Annotated in this window: 18 protein-coding genes; 11 read left to right on the top strand and 7 right to left on the bottom strand. The window is 63.6% G+C overall.

The genetic code is table 11. The features are described 5' to 3' along the window. Positions 1–47: 47 nt before the first annotated feature. Positions 48–836, bottom strand: a complete 789-nt coding sequence (locus ABQJ48_RS20520; RefSeq protein ID WP_367839831.1) for an ABC transporter substrate-binding protein — start codon at positions 834–836, stop codon at positions 48–50. A gap of 223 nt (positions 837–1,059) precedes the next feature. On the opposite strand from ABQJ48_RS20520, the gene ABQJ48_RS20515 reads away from it, so the two are divergent. The 6 genes from ABQJ48_RS20515 (at position 1,060) to ABQJ48_RS20490 (ending at position 8,156) form a co-directional block, all read left to right on the top strand. Then, on the top strand, positions 1,060–2,043 hold the full coding sequence (locus tag ABQJ48_RS20515) for an ornithine cyclodeaminase family protein (protein WP_367839829.1): 984 nt from the start codon (positions 1,060–1,062) through the stop codon (positions 2,041–2,043). A 93-nt stretch (positions 2,044–2,136) separates the two neighbouring features. Continuing rightward, on the top strand, positions 2,137–2,781 hold the full coding sequence (locus ABQJ48_RS20510; protein ID WP_367839828.1) for a helix-turn-helix transcriptional regulator: 645 nt from the start codon (positions 2,137–2,139) through the stop codon (positions 2,779–2,781). 287 nt (positions 2,782–3,068) lie between these two features. Next, positions 3,069–4,583 (top strand): sugar ABC transporter ATP-binding protein, encoded by a 1,515-nt coding sequence (locus tag ABQJ48_RS20505; RefSeq protein ID WP_367839827.1) that lies wholly within the window; start codon positions 3,069–3,071, stop codon positions 4,581–4,583. 14 nt (positions 4,584–4,597) lie between these two features. Beyond that, the gene (locus ABQJ48_RS20500) at positions 4,598–5,623 is read left to right on the top strand and encodes an ABC transporter permease (protein ID WP_367839925.1); all 1,026 of its coding nucleotides are present in this window, start codon (positions 4,598–4,600) and stop codon (positions 5,621–5,623) included. A 95-nt stretch (positions 5,624–5,718) separates the two neighbouring features. Further along, positions 5,719–6,660, top strand: coding sequence for an ABC transporter substrate-binding protein (locus ABQJ48_RS20495; protein ID WP_367839826.1), 942 nt, complete (start codon positions 5,719–5,721; stop codon positions 6,658–6,660). A gap of 197 nt (positions 6,661–6,857) precedes the next feature. Further along, a complete protein-coding gene (locus ABQJ48_RS20490; protein WP_367839825.1) occupies positions 6,858–8,156 on the top strand; it encodes an L-fuconate dehydratase in 1,299 nt (432 codons plus the stop codon). Positions 8,157–8,222: 66 nt separating this feature from the next. Here ABQJ48_RS20490 and ABQJ48_RS20485 read toward each other — a convergent pair whose 3' ends face one another. After that, positions 8,223–10,166 (bottom strand): serine aminopeptidase domain-containing protein, encoded by a 1,944-nt coding sequence (locus tag ABQJ48_RS20485; RefSeq protein WP_367839824.1) that lies wholly within the window; start codon positions 10,164–10,166, stop codon positions 8,223–8,225. Between the two features lie 1,156 nt (positions 10,167–11,322). Between ABQJ48_RS20485 and ABQJ48_RS20480 the strand changes: the two genes are divergently transcribed. The 4 genes from ABQJ48_RS20480 to cuyB are packed head-to-tail and all read left to right on the top strand — an operon-like array spanning position 11,323 to position 14,827. Then, positions 11,323–11,808, top strand: a complete 486-nt coding sequence (locus ABQJ48_RS20480) for a toxin-antitoxin system YwqK family antitoxin (RefSeq protein ID WP_367839823.1) — start codon at positions 11,323–11,325, stop codon at positions 11,806–11,808. A gap of 14 nt (positions 11,809–11,822) precedes the next feature. Continuing rightward, positions 11,823–12,812, top strand: coding sequence for an ABC transporter substrate-binding protein (locus ABQJ48_RS20475; protein ID WP_367839822.1), 990 nt, complete (start codon positions 11,823–11,825; stop codon positions 12,810–12,812). 19 nt (positions 12,813–12,831) lie between these two features. Next, a complete protein-coding gene (locus ABQJ48_RS20470; protein ID WP_367839924.1) occupies positions 12,832–14,106 on the top strand; it encodes a dicarboxylate/amino acid:cation symporter in 1,275 nt (424 codons plus the stop codon). A gap of 10 nt (positions 14,107–14,116) precedes the next feature. Then, positions 14,117–14,827 carry a cysteate racemase gene (cuyB, locus tag ABQJ48_RS20465; RefSeq protein ID WP_367839821.1) on the top strand — a complete coding sequence of 237 codons (711 nt, stop codon included), beginning with the start codon at positions 14,117–14,119 and terminating at the stop codon, positions 14,825–14,827. 133 nt (positions 14,828–14,960) lie between these two features. Here cuyB and ABQJ48_RS20460 read toward each other — a convergent pair whose 3' ends face one another. Together ABQJ48_RS20460 and ABQJ48_RS20455 are read right to left on the bottom strand one after the other, a co-directional pair. Then, on the bottom strand, positions 14,961–16,766 hold the full coding sequence (locus ABQJ48_RS20460) for an NAD(P)-binding domain-containing protein (RefSeq protein ID WP_367839820.1): 1,806 nt from the start codon (positions 16,764–16,766) through the stop codon (positions 14,961–14,963). Positions 16,767–16,850: 84 nt separating this feature from the next. Then, positions 16,851–18,011: a sigma-54-dependent Fis family transcriptional regulator gene (locus ABQJ48_RS20455; RefSeq protein WP_367839819.1), complete on the bottom strand. Its 1,161-nt coding sequence runs from the start codon at positions 18,009–18,011 to the stop codon at positions 16,851–16,853. A gap of 356 nt (positions 18,012–18,367) precedes the next feature. Here ABQJ48_RS20455 and ABQJ48_RS20450 point away from each other — a divergent pair, with 356 nt between their 5' ends. Continuing rightward, the gene (locus ABQJ48_RS20450; protein WP_367839818.1) at positions 18,368–18,607 is read left to right on the top strand and encodes a DUF2934 domain-containing protein; all 240 of its coding nucleotides are present in this window, start codon (positions 18,368–18,370) and stop codon (positions 18,605–18,607) included. Positions 18,608–18,661: 54 nt separating this feature from the next. On the opposite strand, the gene ABQJ48_RS20445 is transcribed toward ABQJ48_RS20450, so the two are convergent. The 3 genes from ABQJ48_RS20445 to ABQJ48_RS20435 form a co-directional block, all read right to left on the bottom strand. Further along, positions 18,662–19,777 (bottom strand): glycosyltransferase family protein, encoded by a 1,116-nt coding sequence (locus ABQJ48_RS20445; protein ID WP_367839817.1) that lies wholly within the window; start codon positions 19,775–19,777, stop codon positions 18,662–18,664. 412 nt (positions 19,778–20,189) lie between these two features. After that, entirely contained in the window at positions 20,190–21,188 is a 999-nt protein-coding gene (locus tag ABQJ48_RS20440; protein WP_367839816.1) for a transketolase family protein, read from the bottom strand. Beyond that, positions 21,185–22,030, bottom strand: coding sequence for a transketolase (locus ABQJ48_RS20435; RefSeq protein ID WP_367839815.1), 846 nt, complete (start codon positions 22,028–22,030; stop codon positions 21,185–21,187). The genes ABQJ48_RS20440 and ABQJ48_RS20435 overlap by 4 nt, the downstream gene beginning before the upstream one ends. Positions 22,031–22,041: the final 11 nt, after the last annotated feature.

The raw sequence follows: 22,041 nt of genomic DNA, 5'->3' as shown, positions 1-22,041 counted from the left end.
CGCGCGTGATGGACCTGCTGCTCGCGGTCCGGAAGTCGGGGACTCGCTTACCTGGCGATGATGTCGCGCTTGAAGTATTTGATCGACAGCTTGCTCAGCGTGCCGTCCTTTTTCAGCTCGTCGAGCGCGGTGTCGATCTTCGCGCCCAGCGCTTTGTCGCCTTTACGCAGCCCGAAGCCGGTGCCTTCGCCGAGGGTCGCCGGATCTTTCAACGGCTCGCCGACGATCACATAGTCGCGGCCGGCAGGTTTGTCCAGAAAGCCTTCCTGAACCGTCTGCGCTTCCTGCACCGCGGCGTCGAGGCGCCCCGCCGTGAGATCGGCATACACCTGATCCTGATCCTGATACGACACGACGGAGACCCCCGCATTCGCCCAGTGCTGCTTGAGGAAGTCTTCCTGCGACGACCCCTGCAACACGCCGACGCGCTTGCCTTGCAGGCTCTTCGCGTCGGGCAGCAGCGGCGAGCCGCGCTTGACCACCATCACGATCGGCACGACGTAGATCGGCGGGGTGAAGTCGATGCTTTGCTTGCGCTTGGCCGTGATGTTCATCGCCGAGTTGATGACGTCGAACTTGCGCGCCTGCAACGCGGGAATCAGGCCGTCGAACGAATTTTCCACCCACACGCATTTCACGCGCAGCTTGGCGCAGACGGCGTTGCCGACGTCCACGTCGAAGCCCTGCAATTGCCCGGTCGGCGACTTGCTCTCGAACGGCGGATACGCGGCCTCGATGCCGAAACGCAAGCTGCCGGCGGATTCGGCGTTGGCTGCACAGGTTGCGCCGAACAGTGCGGCAGCAAGGCAAACAGAGAGCGGGAGCTTGAGCATCATGATGGATCCGGGCGTGGTGGGAGTTCGCAAAAGGGGCCAGGTGAAGCAGCGGGAAGCCGACGCGCAGCCTTGGAGGGACGGCGCGCCCGTCGCTGTTCTGGAACTCGAGTCTATTCTGGACAGCGGTAATTGCAAGCGATTTCAAAAAAAATAATCCAGTCTGGACTTTAATTTAGAATTGAGCCGATGCCGGAACCCTGGCACCCACTCGGAGAGCAGATTCATGAGCCATAGCCGTAGCGAAACGACCACCCCGTTGATCGTGCAGCACGATGCGGTGCGCAACGCGCTGCCTGAACTGGACGTGCGCCGCGCGCTGACGGAAATGTTCCGCGCGCTCCACAGTGAGCATGCGGTGCAGCCGCCGCAAAGCCTGACGCTGTTTCCCGCGAATGCGGGCGATTTCATCACGTACCTGGGCGCGATCGCCGACGCCAAGGTGTTCGGCGCGAAGCTGTCGCCGTATATCGTCACGGACTCGAAGCCGATCATCACCGCGTGGACCGCGCTGATGTCGATGGAGACCGGCCAGCCGCTGATGTGGTGCGACGCGGGTTTGCTCACCGTGGAGCGCACCGCAGGCGCTACCGCGCTCGCGGTCGAGCAACTCGCCGCGCCCGGCGCGCGCCGGCTCGCGATCGTCGGCACGGGGGCAGTCGGTCAGGCGCATCTGCGCCAGATCGCGCCGTTGCGGCCGTGGGATTCGATCCGGGTCTTCTCGCCCAACCTGCGTGCCAGCGAAACACAACGTGCCGCAGTGACCGCGCTGGACCCACGCGTCACCGCGCACGCGACGCTCGAAGACTGCGTGCGCGACGCGGATGTCGTGGCGCTGTGCACATCGTCGGGCACGCCGGTTTTGACCGACGGCATGTTGACGAGGCCGGCATTGATCACGTCGATCAGCACGAACGTCGCGAACGCCCATGAAATCCCGCCCGCATGGTTGCCGCAAATGGACGTGTATTGCGACTACCGGCGCACCACGCCAGCGAGTGCCGGGGAAATGAAGCTCGCGGCCCAACTGCACGGCTGGTCTCCGCAGCGCGTGGTCGCCGACCTGCCCGAGCTGCTTGGCGGTAACGCGCAACGGCCGTCGTACGGCCGCCATGCGTTTTTCCGTTCGATCGGACTCGGACTCGAAGACGTCGCGATCGCGTACGAGCTGTTTCGCTATCTGAGCGCCCGACACGCCGTGGCAAAATAGTACGGACCCTTGGCGGCGGCATCCCAGGCATCTCGCACATCGCGGCTAGTCCGTGCCGGCGCTTGCCGCCATCCCGCAACCTCTGCCGACTCCATGCGAAAGACCCAACCCACACCGGCTCGCCGGATGCTGCTCGAACGTTACAGCCGCGTCGCCGACGGTATCGCACTGCTGTTTTTCCCCTATGTCGAAGTCGTGATTCACGACCTGCACAGCCAGACGGTCGCGCACATCGCGAATAATCTGTCGAAGCGGGAATTGGGCGACGACTCCGCATTGGAAGAAATCGACCACGTCGCCCAGCCCGGCAACATCGGCCCGTACGAGAAGATCAACTGGGATGGCCGGCGCATGCGCTGTGTCAGCACCGTGTTGTTCGACGACGCGGGCGTGGCCTGCGGCGTGATGTGCATCAACTACAACATCGCGGTGTTCGAGGAAGTGAAGCACGTGATCGACCTCGTGATTTCGGGCGCCGGCGTCGTGAAGCAACCGGAAGAGCTGTTCAAGGACGACTGGCAGGAGCGCATCAACACCTTCCTGCACGGCTGGCTTCAGGAACGCCAGCTGGCGCTGAATTCGCTGACACGCGATCACCGGCGTGAACTCGTCGCCGCGTTGTGGGCCGAGGGGGCTTTCAAGGGCAAGAGCGCGGCGAACTATGTCGCGAACGTGTTAGGGATGGGCCGCGCGACCGTCTACCAGCACATCCGCGATCTGCGCGGCAGCGCACAGTAGCAGCGGGGTGGGGCGCCGCCCCCGGCATCGCACCGGGCAGTGCCGACGGCCTCCGATTCCACGCGGGGCTCTGCGCGCCAGCATCTTCGACACTGGGGAATGCCTCAGCTTGAGCCGCCGCGCGCCGGCGTCGTAAAATCGTGGCACATCGGTTTTCGGGGTCCAGCAATGCGCCTGGCTTCTCTTTGCGATTACCGTACCCAACCCCTGCGGCGCCTCGCGCCCTTGCGGCCCGCCCCGCCCGGGAACGCCCGTGGCGGCCGCGCATTTGTCGCCCGATCCTCGCCGTGACGCCGCTCATTTCCGTCAAAAGGCTCAGCAAGAGCTTTCCCGGCGTAAGGGCGCTGCACGAAGTCCAGTTCGAGCTCATCGCCGGGGAAGTCCACGCGCTGATGGGCGAGAACGGCGCGGGCAAGTCAACGCTGATGAAAATCCTCGCCGGAGTCTACACCCGGGACTCGGGCGAAATCCTCTACGAAGGCAAGCCGGTCGCGTTCGAGAGCCCGCGCGACGCGCAGGCCGTCGGCATCGGCATCATTCATCAGGAACTGCACCTGATGAACCATCTCACTGTCGCGCAGAACATTTTCATCGGCCGCGAGCCGCGCGGGCGTTTCGGCCTGTTGCTCGACGAAGTCAAGCTCAACGCGCAGGCGCGCGACATTCTGAGCCGCATGCATGTGACGCTCGACCCGCGCGCCGTGGTCGGCTCACTCACCGTTGCGCGGCAGCAGATGGTCGAGATCGCCAAGGCGTTGTCGTTCGATTCGCGTGTGCTGATCATGGACGAACCCACATCCGCGCTCAACGACGCCGAGATCGCCGAGCTCTTTCGCATCATTCGCGAGCTGAGGAGCCGGGGCGTCGGCATCGTCTACATCTCGCACAAGATGGATGAGCTCAAGCAGATCGCCGACCGCGTCACCGTGATGCGCGACGGCGAATACGTGGCCACCGTCGCCGCTCAGGACACCACGGTCGAAGCGATCATCGGCATGATGGTCGGGCGAAGCTTGAGCGATGTCGCGCCTTCGCACAGTACCGCGAATAAGGGCGAAGTTGCGCTCGAAGTCAGGAATCTGAATGCCGGCCCGCTCGTCAGGGACGTGAGCTTCACGCTGCACAAGGGCGAAATATTGGGCTTCGCGGGCTTGATGGGCGCGGGGCGCACCGAGGTCGCGCGCGCGGTGTTCGGCGCCGATCCGATCGAATCGGGCGAAATCGTCGTGAAAGGCGTGAAGGCGGTCATCCGAACGCCGAGCGACGCGGTGGCGCGCGGCATCGGCTATCTGTCGGAGGACCGCAAACGCTATGGCCTTGCGACCGGCATGGACGTCGAATCGAACATCGTCATGTCCAATCTGAGCCGGTTCCTCGCGTTCAACTGCTTCCTGCGCCGCGCGCAGATTCGCCGCACCGCCAGCCAGTTCATCAACCTGCTTGCCATTCGTACGCCTTCCGCGACCCAGCAGGTGGGGTTGCTGTCGGGCGGCAACCAGCAGAAGGTGGTGATCGCCAAGTGGCTGCAGCGCGATTGCGACGTGCTCTTTTTCGACGAGCCGACGCGCGGCATCGACGTTGGCGCGAAGAACGAAATCTACAAGCTGCTGCGCGCGCTCGCCGACCAGGGCAAGGCCGTCGTGATGATCTCGTCGGAATTGCCGGAAATTCTGCGCATGAGCGATCGCGTGATCGTGATGTGCGAGGGCCGCATTACCGGCGAGCTGTCAGCGCGAGAAGCGACCCAGCAGCGCATCATGCATCTGGCGACGCAGCGTGAAACCCTGAAAACGGCGGCGTGAGCCGACAGACCGATATGACCTTGCCCACGGATAGTTCGGCGCTTGCGAGACAGGGACGCTCTGCCGCCCTGAGAGCGCGCGTCTTTTCGCCGACCGCGCTGCAAAAGCTGCTCGCCTTCGCGAGCCTCATTCTGCTGCTGATTTTCTTCAGCTTCGCCTCGCCCGCGTTCATGCAGATGGACAACATGCTGGGCATTCTGCAGGCGACGGCGGTCAACGGCGTGCTCGCAATTGCCTGCACTTTCGTGATCATCACCGGCGGCATCGACCTGTCGGTCGGCACGTTGATGACCTTTACGGCGGTGATCTGCGGTGTGTTCCTCACGTTCTGGCATTTGCCGATGTGGCTCGGCGTGCTCGCCGCGATCGGCACGGGCGCGGTCTGCGGGACCATTTCCGGCACCCTCACGGCAAAGATGAAAATACCGCCCTTCATCGCCACGCTCGGCATGATGATGCTGCTCAAGGGCCTCTCGCTCGTCGTCTCGTCGGACAAACCCATCTATTTCACCGACACCGAAAACTTCTACCGGATCTCGCAGGACTCGCTCATCGGCTATCTCGTGCCGAGCCTGCCCATTCCGAATGCGGTCCTGATTCTGTTTCTGCTGGCCATCGCGAGTTCCATCACGCTCAATCGTACGGCGCTCGGGCGCTATACGTTTGCGCTCGGCAGCAACGAAGAAGCCGTGCGCCTGTCCGGCGTGAACGTCGATGGGTGGAAGATCGCCATTTACGGACTGAGCGGAGCGATTTGCGGCATCGCCGGGCTGCTGATCGCGTCGCGGCTGAATTCGGCGCAGCCTGCGCTCGGCCAGGGGTACGAGCTCGAAGCGATCGCTGCGGTCGTGATCGGCGGCACGTCGCTCAGCGGCGGCTCGGGCACGATCCTCGGCACGATCATCGGCGCGTTCATCATGAGCGTGCTGACCAACGGCTTGCGCATCATGTCCGTCGCTCAGGAGTGGCAGATCGTGGTGACGGGGCTCATCATCATTCTGGCGGTCTACGCCGACATTCTGCGGCGCAGGCGGGGCTGACACGACGCCGACAACATTAAACGGGGAGCGCCGAAGCTGCTCGACGGCTTCCCGACGACTGAAGCTTGCTGGTCCACCTTAGGAGGAGAACTTCCATGTTGAATAAAAAAATGGTCGCTGTCGTGGTCGGCCTGGGCGCATTGGTTGGCGGGGCGAATCTCGCGTATGCGGACGACGTCTATATCCCGCTCATTTCGAAGGGCTTCCAGCATCAATTCTGGCAAGCGGTCAAATCGGGCGCCGAGCAATCGGCGAAAGATCACAGCGTAAGGATCACCTTCGAGGGACCGGAAACGGAGGCGATGGTCGACAAGCAGATCGACATGCTGTCGGCCGCGCTCGCCAAGAAGCCCCAGGCGCTCGGCATCGCCGCGCTCGACAGCAAGGCCGCGATTCCGCTACTGAAACGGGCGCAGGCCGACAAGATTCCCGTCATCGCATTCGACTCCGGCGTGGACAGCAACATCCCCCTAACCACCTGCGCGACGGACAACCTTGCAGCCGCCGCGCTCGCCGCCGACAAGATGGCCGAGGCCATCGGCAATTCGGGCGAGGTCGGCGTGATCGTTCACGACCAGACCAGCCGGACGGGCATTGATCGCCGCGACGGTTTCGTGAACGAGATGAAGGCAAAGCATCCGAACGTGAAGATCGTCTCCGTCCAGTACGGCGGCGGCGACCATCTGAAGTCGGCCGAAATCGCCAAGGCGATGATTCAGGCCAATCCCAACCTGAAGGGCATTTTCGGGGCCAATGAAGGCTCGGCGGAAGGCGCGGCGATCGGCGTGCGCGAATCGGGCAAGAAGCTCCTGCTGATCGGCTTCGACTCCGGCAAGGAACAGAAAGCGGACATCACGTCAGGCTTGATGCTCGGCGCGATCACGCAGAATCCGGTGGGCATCGGCAAGTGCGTGGTCGATTCGGCAGTGACGGCGCTAAAGGGCGGCAAGCTGGCGAAGAAAATCGACACGGGCTTCTACTGGTACGACAAGAGCAACATGACCGATCCGAAGATCGCCGCCGTGCTCTACGATTGACCTACGCCGTGCGTAAGTGACGAAAGAAGAGGAGCGCGCCGCGCTTCCTCGACCTGTCCGTTGCGACTCACGGCGATAGCAACCGATACACGTCGATGCGGGGCGGAAGCAGCCCGCCCGTCGAGTCGCAAGCCACAAACCGGTCCGCCTTCGCTGCCAGGCGGAAGTCGATAGCTGTCGATGAGGAGCGTGTTCACATGACCACGATCACCAGGCTGTCCGTTCGGGACATCCGCTTTCCTACCTCGCGTTCACTCGACGGCTCCGACGCGATGAACGCCGCGCCCGACTACTCCGCGACCTACGTCACGCTCGAAACCGATTCGCCCGACGCGCTCACGGGCCACGGCCTGACCTTCACGATCGGGCGGGGCAACGAGATCTGCGTGAGCGCGGCACAAGCGCTGGCCCCGCTGGTGGTCGGCAAGACGCTGGAGGACATCGCGGCGAACATGGGTGCGTTCTGGCGTGCGGTGACGTCCGACAGCCAGTTGCGCTGGATCGGCCCTGACAAGGGCGCGATTCATCTGGCGACGGCGGCCGTCGTGAATGCCGTATGGGACCTGTGGGCCAAAGCGCAAGGCAAGCCGGTATGGAAGCTGCTCGTGGACATGAGCCCGGAAGAACTCGTGCGTTGTCTGGACTTTCGCTACGTGACCGACGCGATCACGCCGCATGAGGCGATCGCGCTGCTGCACCGCCACGCGGCAACTCGCGGCGAACGCGAACAGGAAATGCGCGAGCACGGCTATCCGGCCTATACGACATCGGCCGGCTGGCTCGGCTACGACGACGACAAGATCCGCCGCCTCGCGCGTGAAGGCGTCGCGCAGGGCTGGATGCACTTCAAGCAAAAGGTCGGCGGCAGCCTCGAAGAAGACGTGCGGCGCGCGCGCATTCTGCGCGAAGAAATCGGCGCAGAGCGCAAGCTGATGATGGACGCGAACCAGGTGTGGGATGTCGACGAAGCAATCACGAACATGCGGCGTCTCGCGGAATTCGACCCGTGGTGGATCGAGGAGCCGACGAGCCCCGACGACATTCTCGGACATGCGACCATCCGCCAGCGCCTGCGGCCGATCGGCGTGGCGACGGGCGAGCATTGCCACAACCGCGTGATGTTCAAGCAACTGCTGCAGGCGCAGGCAATCGACTTCTGCCAGGTGGACAGCTGCCGCCTCGGCGGTCTGAACGAAGTGATCGTGGTGCTCCTGATGGCCGCGAAGTTCGGCGTGCCGGTGTGTCCGCACGCGGGCGGCGTCGGTTTATGCGAGTACGTGCAGCACATTTCGCTGTTCGACTACATCTGCGTGTCGGCGTCGCTGCATAATCGCGTGCTCGAATACGTGGATCATCTGCACGAGCACTTCCTCGATCCGGTCGTGATCCGCAATGGCCGTTATATGCCGCCGCAGGCGTCGGGCTATAGCATCGAAATGCATAGGGCCTCGCTCGACCAGCATGGCTTTCCCGATGGGCCGATCTGGCGGGTGTGAGCGCGTCCGCGCGGCGCCGCTGGCTCGCGCTCCGAACCAGCGCGTTGCGCGCTCAGCGGCGCAGCGTCACGACGACGCGGGGTCGAACGAACCGCGTCGGCCGCGAGCGCGAACGTTTGCTTCCTTGTCATGCGCTGTGCGCGCTGTTCTTGCCGCCGCGAACGCGTGATGGAAAAACGTTGCGCACAACGCGGCAACCTGTTGCCGTGCCGCGGGATTCAGCACTTCGTGATCCATGTTGGGGATCACCATGGCGCTCGCATGCGCGAGCTTGTTGAGCCTTCGTCCGCCCGGGCCGAAGTGCATCCGCAGTTCGTCCAGCCCGCGATCCAATGGGCTGAATAGCAGCCGGACACGCACGCCCCGTGCATCGAGATCCTGCATTCTCCGCCGGGCACGGGCGCCTCGATTGCCAGCCTTTCCGTTCGCGTCGCCGGCCAGCGCCGCGGCATTGCTGACCAAAGCGTCCATCGCGTAGCGCGACAGCGTGCGCCACACCGGCCGCAGGCCGACCTCGCCGCGCAGAACCTGCGCCCATTTGCGCACCCGCAGCATTGCCCGGAAATGGGCGCGCGTCGAGCCCGCGCCGATCTTCAGCGCGTCGCACATTCTGAAGTCGGGCGGAAACTCGAAGCGCTGGAGGTTGATCAGCAGCATCGCCGAGACGGACGGGTTTTTCGTCGCGACCTGAAGGCTCAGGTAAGCGCCGGAGCAGATGCCGAACAGCGCGACACGGGGATGTCCTCTGTCGACGGCCCAGTCGACGGCGAGCGCGGTATCGGCGGCGAGCTGCTCGTAGGTGAGCAGCGATGAGTTGATGACCGTATGCGCGCCGGGGCTGTCGCCGATGCCATGCGCGTCGACCCGCAACGACGCGATACCCGCGCGTGCCAGCGAGCGGGCGAGTTCGACGTTAAAGCGTCCGTCACCGACATGCGGTGTGGTCGCCGTGTTGGCGATGACCACCAGCGGCGCGCGCTCGCGATCGTCTGCCGGTTCGCAGAGGACTCCGAACAAACGTCCGCCGCCAAGCTCGACCGGCGTTTCGGCCGCGCCGTTCGCAACGCTCCGAGCCGATGGACGCCGTGGCGGGAAAGCGGGGATCGCGGGGCCGAATGCGGGAAGCGGCAACGGCGCGCACGGTTGGGCAAATTCGCGGGCGAACCACGCTTCGACGCGACCCAGCGTGGCCTGTGGCAGCGCCGACAGCCACGAGGGCTGCAGCGTCTGCGCGTATTCGGGGAACGGCAGCGAATCGACCCGGGCGCCCAGCTTGCGATAGACGTTCGCCAGCTCGTGACTCGGCCCCTGAGTGGCCGCGTGAACGATCAACAGTTTGCCCGCGGGTGGGCTGCTCGCCCGGCGCAAGTCGTGCTTCGCAATCTCGTCGACGGAGGCGCGGCGAAAGCGATGGCCAAGCACGTCGAACGCATCGTCGGGCGGCACGTCGTTGCGCACGTCCGGCGCTACCGTGTCCAGCCAGGTGCGGTGCAGTGCGATCATTTCACGCACGAACTGCTGTCCCGCGACGACCGGCGCGATTAGCGCCACGGTGTCCGCCGCCGCCGCGCGTGCAGCCTGCACGGCCACCGTCGCGCCGAAGCGAAAGCCCACCAACGCGACGCGCCCGACGCCGCTCGCGCGCCTGAAAAAGCTCACGGCCGCGATGGCTTGGTCCACCCAGCGGCCAGGGTCGACCCGTGCGCCGATATCGATCGAGTCGCCGGTGCCCGCATAGTCGAATCTCAGTACGGCAAAGCCCCGCGCCGCGAGGCGGTCGCTCAGCGATCGCATGGTCTGATGCAGCCATAGCGCTTCATGTCCGAGTGGCGCGCAGAGCACGACGCCGGACCGACGATGCCCGCCGGCGATGGCAAGCGGCTGGTAAAGCCAGCCGAAATGCCCGTTGAAATTCACGGGCTCCATCTCGAAGGTCGGTGCATGTGCCGCGCGTTCTTCGCTGCGACGCGCATTCATCGGCTGCGAATGCTCTTGGAGTGCCTTTGCCATTTTTTTTTGGACACAGGGGGTGTGCGTGCCATTAGGCGATACCCGCCAAGGACTGTCCGTACGCTTGCGCACATGGCGGCTGGCTGACATTTGCCAGCCGTTGCCCGCCTCAAATGCATCTGCCTGGCGGAGCAAACGTTTGCCGATGGCCCCCGGTTTGGCGAACGCCTTGGTGTGGCAGTGCGCTTGGCGCTCGCTGCGCCGCGACGCTCAGGACCGACTGCGTTGCCGAGCGCAAAGGCGCATCTCCAGGCTAAGCGCGCATAGCGGGCTTGCCGGGCAGCGTAGAGAAAGTGCCTCGCATAGCATCGCGATTGAATTTCGACGCGGGAATAGGGTAGGCATTACCAATAAAAACAACGAAAACGAAAGCAAATAAGCACAATAAAAACGGCGCCGCGGGCCAACTGTGCCGTTTTCGCGGTATTCGCATTTGGCAGCGCGAACCCGACTATCAAACGTTTGCGTGCACCGATTTCCCGGGAAATCGCCGACCAGCAAGCCTGCGCGCCGCTCGCGGTAGATTCGCGGCGGCTCGGCTTCCCCAAGGCGCGGAAGCCAGGAACCACAAAAAAGCGGCGCAACGCGCTAGCAGTTGACACAGTACTTTTGTAGCGCTAATTCGTGGTGTTAAGCGTTTGCGCCACAAAAATAACGAATACAAAACGCGTTGCAAAACTGCCAAAAAATATGGCCCGGCGTCTCAAAAATGCCTTTCCAAAATTGAGGCATCAAGTCAATAATTCCCGCAAGAGATGGGTATGACGTCGTCGCCGCCGAGCTTCGATGAGTACCGCGAACACCATCAATAGAAAGAAAGACTGAAAAGAAGATTCAGGCCACTCCATCGATGAAGGAACTCTCGCGGACGTGACCGGCGTGCGCCGTCTGCTGACCAACATTCACGGTATTCGCGAGCCGATGTGCGACGGGGTGCGCATCGGTTTGCCAACGACGCCGGCCGCACGCGCCAGGAGCGCACCGTCAGGTGCCGCTCCGACTGTTTGCGTGCGAGCGGCGCCGATGTCGGGACGTAGCGCGTCCTTACTGCATCAACCTATCCCCGCCTTTTTGTTGCACCTGAATCGAGTCAGGGGCGTGCCGCTTGACGCCTTGTCAAAACGTATTTCGAGTTCTCTTTATCTTGGGGAAGTTCATGGTTGTGCGGCGCGCGAACTATCGCAACGGCATGCTTGAAGGCGAGACGCGCGATTACGCCGCCGACGGCTCCCTCGCGCAGAGCGCGCCGTATCAGCGCGATCTGCTGCACGGCACGGTGCGCCGTTTCGCGCCCGACGGTCAGATCAGCGCGGAGCGCCGCTACGCCAACGGCAAACCGCTCGGCGCATGGCAGAGCCTACTCGCAAGCGCGCCGCCAGCCGATGAGAAAGGTGCGCCCCGCGTGACGATGCAATACGTTTTTTCGATGACTTCGCGGATGGTGACGATCGCACTCGGTTGCGCGCTGTTGTTTCTGCTGGGCTTCGAGATCGGCGCGCGCTTTGTCGGGCCGGCGTCGTCGCCGGTGCTGGCGACGCCGTCGAGCGCTCATGCATCACCGGCGGCGGCCTCCGCTGGGCTCAGCGCGCTCGACGGCGCGCCCGAGCGTCCTGCGGCCGCTTCCGATTCTTCCACTTACTGATACCGGTACCCGAGATGTCGTTTTCGTCCTTGTCACCTGAGCCGATGCTGCAACGGCCTACTCGCACCGCGCCCCTGCTGCGCCGTCTTTCGCGCTGGGGCGCGACGCTCGCCGCCGGTCTCGCGTTCGCGGGCACGCCGGCTTTCGCGGCGACCCCGGCAGGCAGCGTTGCCGGTGCGGTAGCGACTGCCGCGATGTCCGCTGCGGCGAACCCGGCCGCCGGCTTGCCGACCACCTCCACCGGTCTGGTGAAGATGCCCGATGGCCGCCTGCTCACGCCGGAATTCGCGCGCATCGTTGCGCGCGGCGAACTGGTGGTCGCCGTGCTCGGCGTCGATCAGCCGCCGTTCTTCCAGCTGCAGAACGGCCAGCTGGTGGGCATCGATATCGACATCGCCAAAGAGATGGCCGCCAGGCTCGGCGTGAAAGTGCGTTTCAATCGCGACGCGAAGACCTTTGACAGCGTCGTGACGTTGCTCGCCAACGGCGAGGCCGATCTGGCGATCAGCAAGCTCTCGCGCACGCTCACGCGCGCCCAGGTGGTCAGCTTCAGCGTGCCGTACATCCGCCTGCATCGCGCGCTGCTGCTCAATCGCGTGAAGTTTGCGCAGCTCGCGAAAGGGCGCGCGGCGCCCGAGGTGATCCGCAGCTACGACGGCAGCATTGGCGTGGTGACGAACTCGTCGTACGCGACGTACGTGCTGAGCAATTTCCCGCACGCGAACGTGCAGAGCTATCCGAGCTGGGAAGCGCTGCTCAAGGCGCTCGACGCGGGCGAAGTGACGGCCGCCTATCGCGACGAATTCGAGGTCAAGCACGTGCTGAAGGTCGACCCGACCGCATCGCTGCGCCTGCGCGTCGTCACGCTCGAAGATCTCGACGACACCATTTCGATCGGCGTGAACGTGTGCGCGCCGTCGCTGCTCGCCTTCGTCAACCAGTTCCTTGCCGAGCGCACCAACAAGATCGACGTGATGACGCTGCTGCAAGCGTCCAACGAATAACCGGCTCAGAAAGACCATGATCAATCCAAGCAAGATTTACGCGCTGGCCGTGAACCCGTGGGCGGTGATCGGCAGTCTGGCGATCGGCGGCGCATTCGGGCTGCTGCAGCCCGAGTTGTCGCAGAAGTTCTCCATCGTCGGCGACATCTACGTGAACCTGTTGAAGATGACCACGCTGCCGTTCATGGTGTCGGCGGTGATCTTCAGCCTGCAACGGCTGTTTCGCGACGGCGGCACCTCGCGGCTGCTGTTGCGCGTGGTCACGGTGTTCATCGGCGCGTCGGTGACGGTGGCGGTGGTCGGCGCGATCGTGCTGCTGGTGATGCGCCCCGGCATGAACCTGTCCACTGCAACCATGCATACCTTCGGGCTGATGGTCGGCAACGACACGACCTCGAACGAAACGGTGATGAACCTGTACGGCACCGACGCCGCCGCAAAAGGCGTGAGCCTGTACGACGTGCTGACGAGCCTCGTGCCGACCAACATCTTCGCCGCGCTCGCCAACGGCGACGCGCTCAAGGCGCTGGTATTCGCGCTGCTGTTCGGCCTCGCGGTCGGCCGCGTGCCGGAGCGCATTTCGGTCGGCCTGAGCCAGGCGCTGGAAACCGTCTACCACGCGTGCCAGAAGCTGATGCACTGGTTGAGCTATCCGCTGCCGCTGATCCTCTTTTGCATGAGCGCCGCGCAACTCGGCAAATCGGGTGTCGGGCCGCTGCACGCCATGCTGCAGTTCGTCATTGCGTTCTTCGTCGTGTCGGTCGTGCTGGTGGCGCTGGCCGCCGTAGTGATCTGGAAACGCTCCAGCCACTCGCTCGGCAAGACGCTCGACGCGCTGCGCGCGCCGTTCGCGCTCGCGCTCGCCACGCGCAACAGCGCGGCCTGCATGCCGAGCATGATCGAAACGCTGGTGGACGGCCTGGGCTTCGCACGCGCCCGCGTCGAGCTGATGGTGCCGCTGACCGTGTCGCTGCTGCGCGTCGGGCCGATGGTGTACTACGTGTGCGCGACGCTCTTCATCGCGCAGCTCTACGGGCATCCGCTCGGCGTCGTCGAAGTCAGTACGGTGCTGCTCGCGTCGGTGCTGGCGGGGTTCGCGTCGGCGGGCATGACGGGGCTCGTGACGGTGTCGCTGGTCGGCATGACCTGCGTGTATGTGAGCCTGCCGTTCGAAGCCGCCTTTATTCTGTTTCTCGCCGTCGATCCGCTGTGCGACATGCTGCGCACGCTCATTCTGGTGATCGGCAACACGGCCGCCGTGACGGTGATCTGCCCGCGGCCACTCAAGATCTAGGGGGAAACGCATGGCACTGACTGGCATTCTCGGGGGGATGGGGCCGCTCGCCACGGTCGATTTCTTCGAGCGCGTGATCGAGCTGACCCGTGCGGCCGGCGCTTCATGCGACCAGCAGCATCTGCCGCTGCTGATCGCGAACCTGCCGCATATCCCGGACCGCTCCACGGCCATGCTGGCCGCGGGCGAAGACCCGCTGCCGGCATTGCTCGACGGCATCGACATGCTCAACCGCAACGGCGTCGAGCTGATCGCCATTCCGTGCAATTCCGCGCACTACTGGTACGACGCGATGCGCGAGCGCAGCCGCGCGCCGATCCTGCATATCGCCGAAGCCTGCGTCGCGGCGATCCCGCGCGGCACGCGGCGAGCCGCCGTGCTGGCGACCGGCGGCACGCTTGCGTCGGGGCTGTATCAACGGATGCTGGAGCGCAACGACATCGAACCCATCGTGCCGGACGGCGCGACCCAGCAACACATCGACGCGTGCATCCGGGAGGTCAAAGCGGGCGCGCTGGACGCGTCGGCGCTGCAGATCGAGGCAGCGCTCGCCGGCCTCGCCGCGCGCGGCGCACAGGCCGCGGTGATGGGTTGCACCGAGATTCCGCTGGCCGCGCGGCGGCTCGCGGCGCCGTCGATGCGATTGATCGACAGCACGCTCGAACTGGCGCGCGCGACCGTCTCATACGGTCTCGCGCGCGGCTGGAATACCCGTCGATGAAACTGCTGAGGCGCCTCTCGAACAGCCAACCCGCGGATCTGTACTATTCGCTCAAGGAAAGTCCGTACAAGGCGGGCTGACGATAGCGGCACGCATGCGCTCGTGGGGCGCGCGCCCCACGGCTTGTCGAGAGCTACGACAGGTGATGCACTTCCTGCAACCCGAACACGGGCGTCGGTATGGCTTCCATGCGCGCCTTCAGCTGCAACGACAGATACTGCGAGTAATGGCGCGACTGGTGCAGGTTGCCCCCATGAAACCAGAGCGCCGGCTGCCGCGTGGGCTTCCACATGTTGCGCTGCTCACCTTCCCAGGGGCCGGGGTCTTTCGTCGTATTCGAGCCCAGGCCCCACACCTTGCCTACCTTGTCGGCGACCTCGCGCGAGATCAGATCGGCGGCCCAGCCGTTCATCGAACCATAGCCGGTTGCGTAAACCACGACGTCCGCTTCGAGTTCGCTGCCATCGCTTAGCAGTACAGAATGCGCTTTGAGCTCCACAACGTCGACGCCGCTTTTCAGCTTGATCTTTCCGTTAGCCACGAGCTCGGACGCGCCGACATCGATGTAGTAACCCGAGCCGCGGCGCAGGTACTTCATGAACAGCCCCGAATCGTCATCGCCGAAATCGAGCATGAAACCGCTCTTTTGCAGGCGCTCGTAGTAGTCGGCATCGCGCTCCCGGATTGCGTTGAACACCGGAATCTGGAATTCGTGAAGGATGGCATAGGGAATCGATGCGAAGGTCAGATCGGCTTTAGCGGTCGTCATGCCAGCGGCCACCGCGCGCTCCGAATAGAGATCGCCGAGCGCCAGTTCCATCAGCGAATCCGACTTGACGATGTGCGTGGACGAGCGCTGCACCATCGTCACGTCGACGCCGGCTTCCCACAGCGCGGCGCAGATGTCGTGCGCCGAATTGTTCGCGCCGATCACGACGACCTTCTTGCCGCGATACCCATCCGGCCCGGGATGCCGCGACGAGTGATGCTGCTCGCCCTTGAACACGTCCATGCCTTTGAACGTCGGCAGATTGGGCTTGCCCGACATGCCGGTGGCGAGCACCAGCTGTTTGGGCCGCAACGTGATGTTGCGGCCGTCGCGTTCCACTTCCACGAGCCATTCGCCGTTGGCCTCGTCATAGCGGGCGGACTTGCAGGTGGTCGACCCCCAGTAGTTCAACTCCATCACCTTCGTGTACATCTCCAGCCAGTCGCCGATTTTGTCCTTCGGCGTGAACACCGGCCAGTTGTCGGGGAAGGGCAGATACGGCATGTGGTCGTACCAGACCGGATCGTGCAGGCAGAGCGTCTTGTAGCGGTTGCGCCATGCGTCGCCGGGCCGCGCGTTCCTGTCGATGATGATGGTCGGCACGCCAAGCTGCCGCAGCCGCGCACCCAGGCCGATCCCGCCTTGCCCGCCGCCGACGATCAGGCAATAAGGTTGCGACGCGTTGCCAAGCGCTTCCAGTTCGGCCTCGCGGTTTTCCTTCCAGCTCGTGCGATCGGGACGCGCGCCGTGCTCGGCGCCCATCGGCCGGCGCACTCCCTTCGGCTCTTCGTAGCCCTTGAGTTCGGCCATCGTCGTGAGCAGCGTCCAGATGCGGCCGTTTTTCAGGCGAATCAATCCGCTGCCGCGCGCCACCCCGGTTTCGAACGTGATCCAGCCTTGCGTCACGCCGTTCGCATCGGGGACAGCCTCCGCATCTTCCGCGAGCTGGAGCTTCGATGGCTTGATCGCGTCGAGCTGCGCATCCAGCATCGCGGCGATCTGTTCACGCCCTTCCATGGTCTTGATGTTCCAGGTGAACGCGAGCAGGTCGCGCCAATAGCAGTCGGGCTGGAACAGTTCGACGGCTGCCGCCGTGTCGCCGCTTTGCAGCGCGGTGTCGAGCGCTTCCAGCACGCGTGAGATGGGTCGGTTGACGTTGCTTTCAGGCATGGTTGCTCCTCCATACAAAACGGATAGTGAACTTCGATGGGAAACGCGGGTTCTGCGCCCGCTAAGGGAATCGGTGCCGCGCGGCTAGCATTTATGCGGCGGCATGATGCGCAGCTTGGCAATGCGCCGGTACAACGTCGCGCGTGACATGCCGAGCGCTTGCGCGGCCTGTTCGGTGCGCCATTTCGCCTCGCTCATCGCGGCGACGATGCGCTTGCGTTCCAGCACATCGCTGTCGGCCATCGCGGGCGTGCTGGACGAGCCTGCAGCCGGAGCGTTGGCGGGTTGCAATGCGACCGCGCGTTTGGCCGGCATGCGCGCGACGGGCGGCGGCCGCACACGCGCATAGAGCGTCGAACCGGAGTTGTTTAGTCTAAGCGCGACGAGCCCACGGCTCGCCTTTGCGGCAAACAGGCGCTCCGGCGCAATGTCGAACAACTCGGCGACGGGACGCGGCAACTGGTTGAGCGCAGGCTCGCATTCACGCGCGCGCCGGTTGGCGGCGATCGCGTGGCCGCATGCATCGATGGCGATCAGGATTTCCGGCTGCGCTTCCACGTAGTGACGATTGCGGTGTGCGAGCAGCACCCAGCAGTCCGTTGCGGCGTTCAAAAAGTACGCGTCCTCGATCAGCAGCGCGCTCTGTCGCACGATATGGTTGACGAGCCGCTGGCTCTCGCGCTCGTCGGGCGAGCGCACCGCCGAGGCGTCCAGCACGCCCAGCAGATCGCCGTGCAAGCCGAAGATCGGCGACGCGCTGCAGGTCAGTGTTGTAAATGCCGCCCGAAAGTGATCGGTTCGGTGCACGGTGATCGGCTCGGCGTCGAGCAGCACGGACGCGATGCCGCACGTGCCTTCTTCGCTTTCCGACCAGCATGAGCCGAGATAGAGGCCCGCGCGCTTGAAGTCATGGCGGCGTTCGCGATCGACGCGGTAGTCGATGGTCACGCCTTGCGCGTCGGTGAGCATGACGCAATAGTCCGCCTCGCGCACCATTTCATGCAGGCGCGACAGACACTGGCCGGACGCGCGCAGGAAGGTTTCCTCGCGATGCTGCACGTCGCGCAATTCGGGCGTGGTGAGAACGCGCGGACCGGCGGTCGCACCGGGGTCGAGATGATATTGCTCCAGCGAGCGTCGGTATGACGACGCGAGCCGCTTGCCATCCGCGCCGGGCCGCGTGGTCTGTCCTTCGATCACATTGCATACGCGGTCGATGTGTCGGGTAGGCGGGACGTAGGGCATCGCGGAGCCTCCGGTCGGATATGGCCTGAACTGTGGGCTGGAGACATTGTGCGCCGCGTGCGGCGCCACCGGTCTCCCAAGCTCGAAGTTACTGGATGCTTTTTATCACGCGGGGTCCGGCAGATCACACTGCGCTGCACCATGGCCTGCAATGAGACTTTTTTCTCACGGGGCCGGTCCATTCCCACGCCATACGCGAGCCCGAAGAAATCGACGGGAATAGCGATTGCTGATCCCCTTGCTGCCGACGATGCCGGCAAAGCCCATCGGCGCGAATGACGATGTCTGAACGGCGTCGTTAGCGTACGCCACGGTTGCCGGGAGTCGGTCGATACCTTTATCCAGGAGGCACGAACATGGACAGCGACCTCGAAGCCCGAATCCGGACGCGGGCATACCACATCTGGGAGAACGATCCCTCGCCTGACGGCAATGCCGAGAAGCACTGGGAAGAGGCACGCCGGCAGATTGAAGCGGAAGGCAATCTCGCCGAGAACGATCCTGCTCCGAACGTCGATCAGTCGGTCGATCGCGATCGCGGATCGCGCATCCCGCCGGAACAAGAGTTGCAGGAAACGCCGGGCGGGGGAAGTTGAGACGGCTGTGGACCAGCGCAGCGCAACGGCGGATCCGCAGCCACAATCGCTTCACTAAACAGCCGGCCTCTCGGCCGCATTCTCCCCACCCACGACGCTTTCAAAAAACTGCTCGTAGCGCCGGCCGCAGGCATGCCAGCCGAACTCTTCGACCGCCAGAGCGTTGCTCGAATTGCGCGAAATCGTCGGCCATGACGCGCTAATGGAGCGCACGATGTCGGGTAACTCGGAGACGTCATTGAACAGCACGACATTGTCGAACTTCCGTGCAGCCCACATCATGAAAGGCGTCGAACGCGAGATGAGTAACGGTACGCGTCCGATGGCCTCGAAAAACGCGCCGCTCACCAACATCGAGTCGGCCGCGTGCGGCAGGATCAGCACGTCGGTATCCACGATGCCCTGCGCGAACTCTGCATCCGACAAAAATTTGGCGTCCAGTTGCACCACCTCGCGCAGCGACCGCTTATCGATAATCTGGTTCAGCGTTGCAAGGTAGGCTTGGGTGCCTTGTCCGGCGATGTACAGCTTGCTTTCGCGTGGCCACACATCGAGCACCGCGTCGATCTGCTTGTACGGGCGAATCACGCCGAGCATCGAGAAAAGCGGCGTTGCATGATCGGTCTTGGGCGCAGTCGGCGTCTGCCCAGGCGCGTCCCAATAGAGCGGATGCGGCAGGTAGCGCGCGTTGTATTCGCTCTGAAAATCCGGTGCATGGACGACACGGAAGTCCGCTAAACGCCGCAATAACGCGATGATCCGGATCGACAGACGCCGGTTGAAGCCAACCGTATCGTGAACCGCGTGATCGTGGATGAAGTAGACAACCTTGGCCCGCCCGATCAGCATCATCGAGCAGTAAAACGCGAACAGCAGGGAGCCGGGCAAGCTCAGGCGGGCGGTGCCTTTTTTGCGCCCGAATGGCCGGTATTCCAGCCAATGAAAAGCGAGAATGTTGTTCGGTTTGAACAGCTGGAAGAACCCGCCTTTCAGCAGGCCCTTTATGGAAAGCGGCACCACGTCATAGCCGATCGACCTATAGAGATCCTTTTGAATCTCTATGTAGCGATTGGTCGGGTTGGTGAAGGGGGACATCATCACGCACGGCCGCGGCGCATTGATCTGGCCGCTTTGAATCCTGCTGCGTGCTTCGTCGATAGACTGCGTCATCTGTAGGTTTCCAGTTGGGCTGTACGTCGCAAGACATCGGACACCACGCCGGAAATCAATCAGGTTTGCGTCTTTCTAAAACGTGCGACGAACCAGGCGTCTAGTGAACGGCGTCATCTTCCTGGTTAGCTTGCAGCAAAAGCAATGTGCGCGGGGCATCGAAATCCGCCAATCAATCGGCGTAATTCGGCCAATCCAGCACGGGTTCGCGCATGATGGCGCGGCAGTGGCGCGAAACGCAGAGGTATAAGCCGCTTACCTCTTTCTTACTGCCGCGATTGGCTGCGTCCGGTAATAGTTATCGAATCAAGCCTCGTGTCATAAACAACAAAAAAGCCGCGACCCATTAGGGCGCGGCCATTCACCACAATACTGTCGGCGTCATTCAATCAGCCCGGACCGTCAATCCGGGTCAACCGAGCCACGTCTTGATAGCCGCGGACATCGCGGCAGTCGATATACCGTAACGATCATGTAGCGTCGGCAATGCGCCCGCATCGAGAAAGGCATCGGGCAACGCGATCTGCCTGAAGGTCGGCGCGACCCCAGCACCGAGCAGCGTCCGCGCAACCGCTTCACCCAGTCCGCCCATTACGGTATGGTTTTCCGCCACCACGACCATGCGGCCTGTGCGCCCCGCTTCCTGCAGGATGGTGTCGACGTCGAGCGGCTTGATGGTCGGCACATGCAGCACACCGACGCCAACGTTCTCTTTCTCCAGCGCCTTCGCGACTTCCAGCGAGCGCATCGTCATGATGCCGGACGAGATCAGCAACACGTCGTTGCCGTCACGCAGCAGTTTCGCTTTGCCGAGTTCGAAACGGTAATCGTATTCGTCGAGCACGGCGGGCACGTTGCCGCGCAGCAGGCGCGCGTAGACAGGACCTTTGTGAGCCGCGATTGCCGGCACCATCTGCTCGATGTCGAGCGCGTCGCACGGGTCGATCACCGTCATGTTGGGCATGGCGCGCATCAGCGCGAGGTCCTCGGCGGCCTGGTGACTCGGACCGTAGCCGGTCGTGAGCCCAGGCAGCGCGCAAACGATCTTCACGTCCAGGTTATCTTCGGCGATGGCCTGATGCATGAAGTCGTACGCGCGCCGCGTGGCGAACACGGCGTAGGTCGTGACGAACGGCTGGGCGCCTTCATGCGCGAAGCCGGCGGCAGCGCCCATCAGCAACTGCTCGGCCATCCCCATCTGATAGTAACGCTCGGGAAATTCCTTTGCGAAGATGTGCAGATCGGTGTATTTGCCAAGGTCGGCCGTCATACCGATCACGTTCGTCCTGGTGCGCGCCAGTTCGGCGAGCGCGTGGCCGAATGGCGCGGAGCGTGTGACCTGGCCTTCGCTCGCAATCGACGCGATCATTGCAGAGGTCTTCAGGCGCGGCTTCTTTTCGATGGTACTCATGCTTGTCTCCCGGCTTCGAGGGCGTCGAGCGCGAGTTGCCACTCGTGCGCATCGACGCGGATGAAATGGTTTTTCTCGCGTGCTTCCAGAAACGGTACGCCACAGCCCATCTTCGTATCGCAGACGATGATGCGCGGTTGCGGCTTGTCATGATTGCGGGCGTTATCGAACGCGCGCTTGACTGCCTCGATGTCGTTGCCGTTCACGCGCTGGGTGTACCAGCCGAACGTCTGCAGCTTCTCGGCGAGCGGCTCGAACGACATGATCTGCGTCGAAGGGCCGTCGGCCTGCTGGTTGTTGACGTCGACGATCGCGATCAGGTTGTCGAGTTTCCAGTGCGCGGCCGACATCAGGCCTTCCCAGATCGCGCCTTCGTCGAGCTCGCCGTCGGAGAACAGCGTGTAGACGAACGCGTCCGAGTTCTTGCGCTTGAGCCCCAGACAGCGGCCCACGGCGATCGTCAGGCCTTGGCCGAGCGAGCCGCCCGACATCTCCATGCCGGGGGTGTAACTCGCCATGCCGGACATCGGCAGACGGCTGTCATCGCTGCCATAGGTTTCGAGTTCGTCGGCCGGCAGGATGCCCGCCTCGAAAAGCGCCGCATAGAGTGCGATCGCGTAGTGACCATTCGACAGCAGGAAGCGGTCGCGGCCTTCCCAATCGGGGTCCTGCGGCCGGTAGCGCATGGCGCCGAAGTAGGCGACGGCGAGTACGTCCGCAATGTCGAGTGCCTGGCCGATATAGCCCTGGCCCTGCACTTCGCCCATCAGCAGGGCGTTCCTGCGAATCCGGTACGCGTGCTCGGCGAGCGTCGCGTGCTCGGCAATGATTTCGCTGTCCATGTATTGCTCCT

The organism is Paraburkholderia suaedae (assembly GCF_040812055.1).
GTDB lineage: Bacteria > Pseudomonadota > Gammaproteobacteria > Burkholderiales > Burkholderiaceae > Paraburkholderia.
Note: the sequence above shows the minus strand (reverse complement) of the source record. Positions and strands in the feature narration are given on the sequence as shown.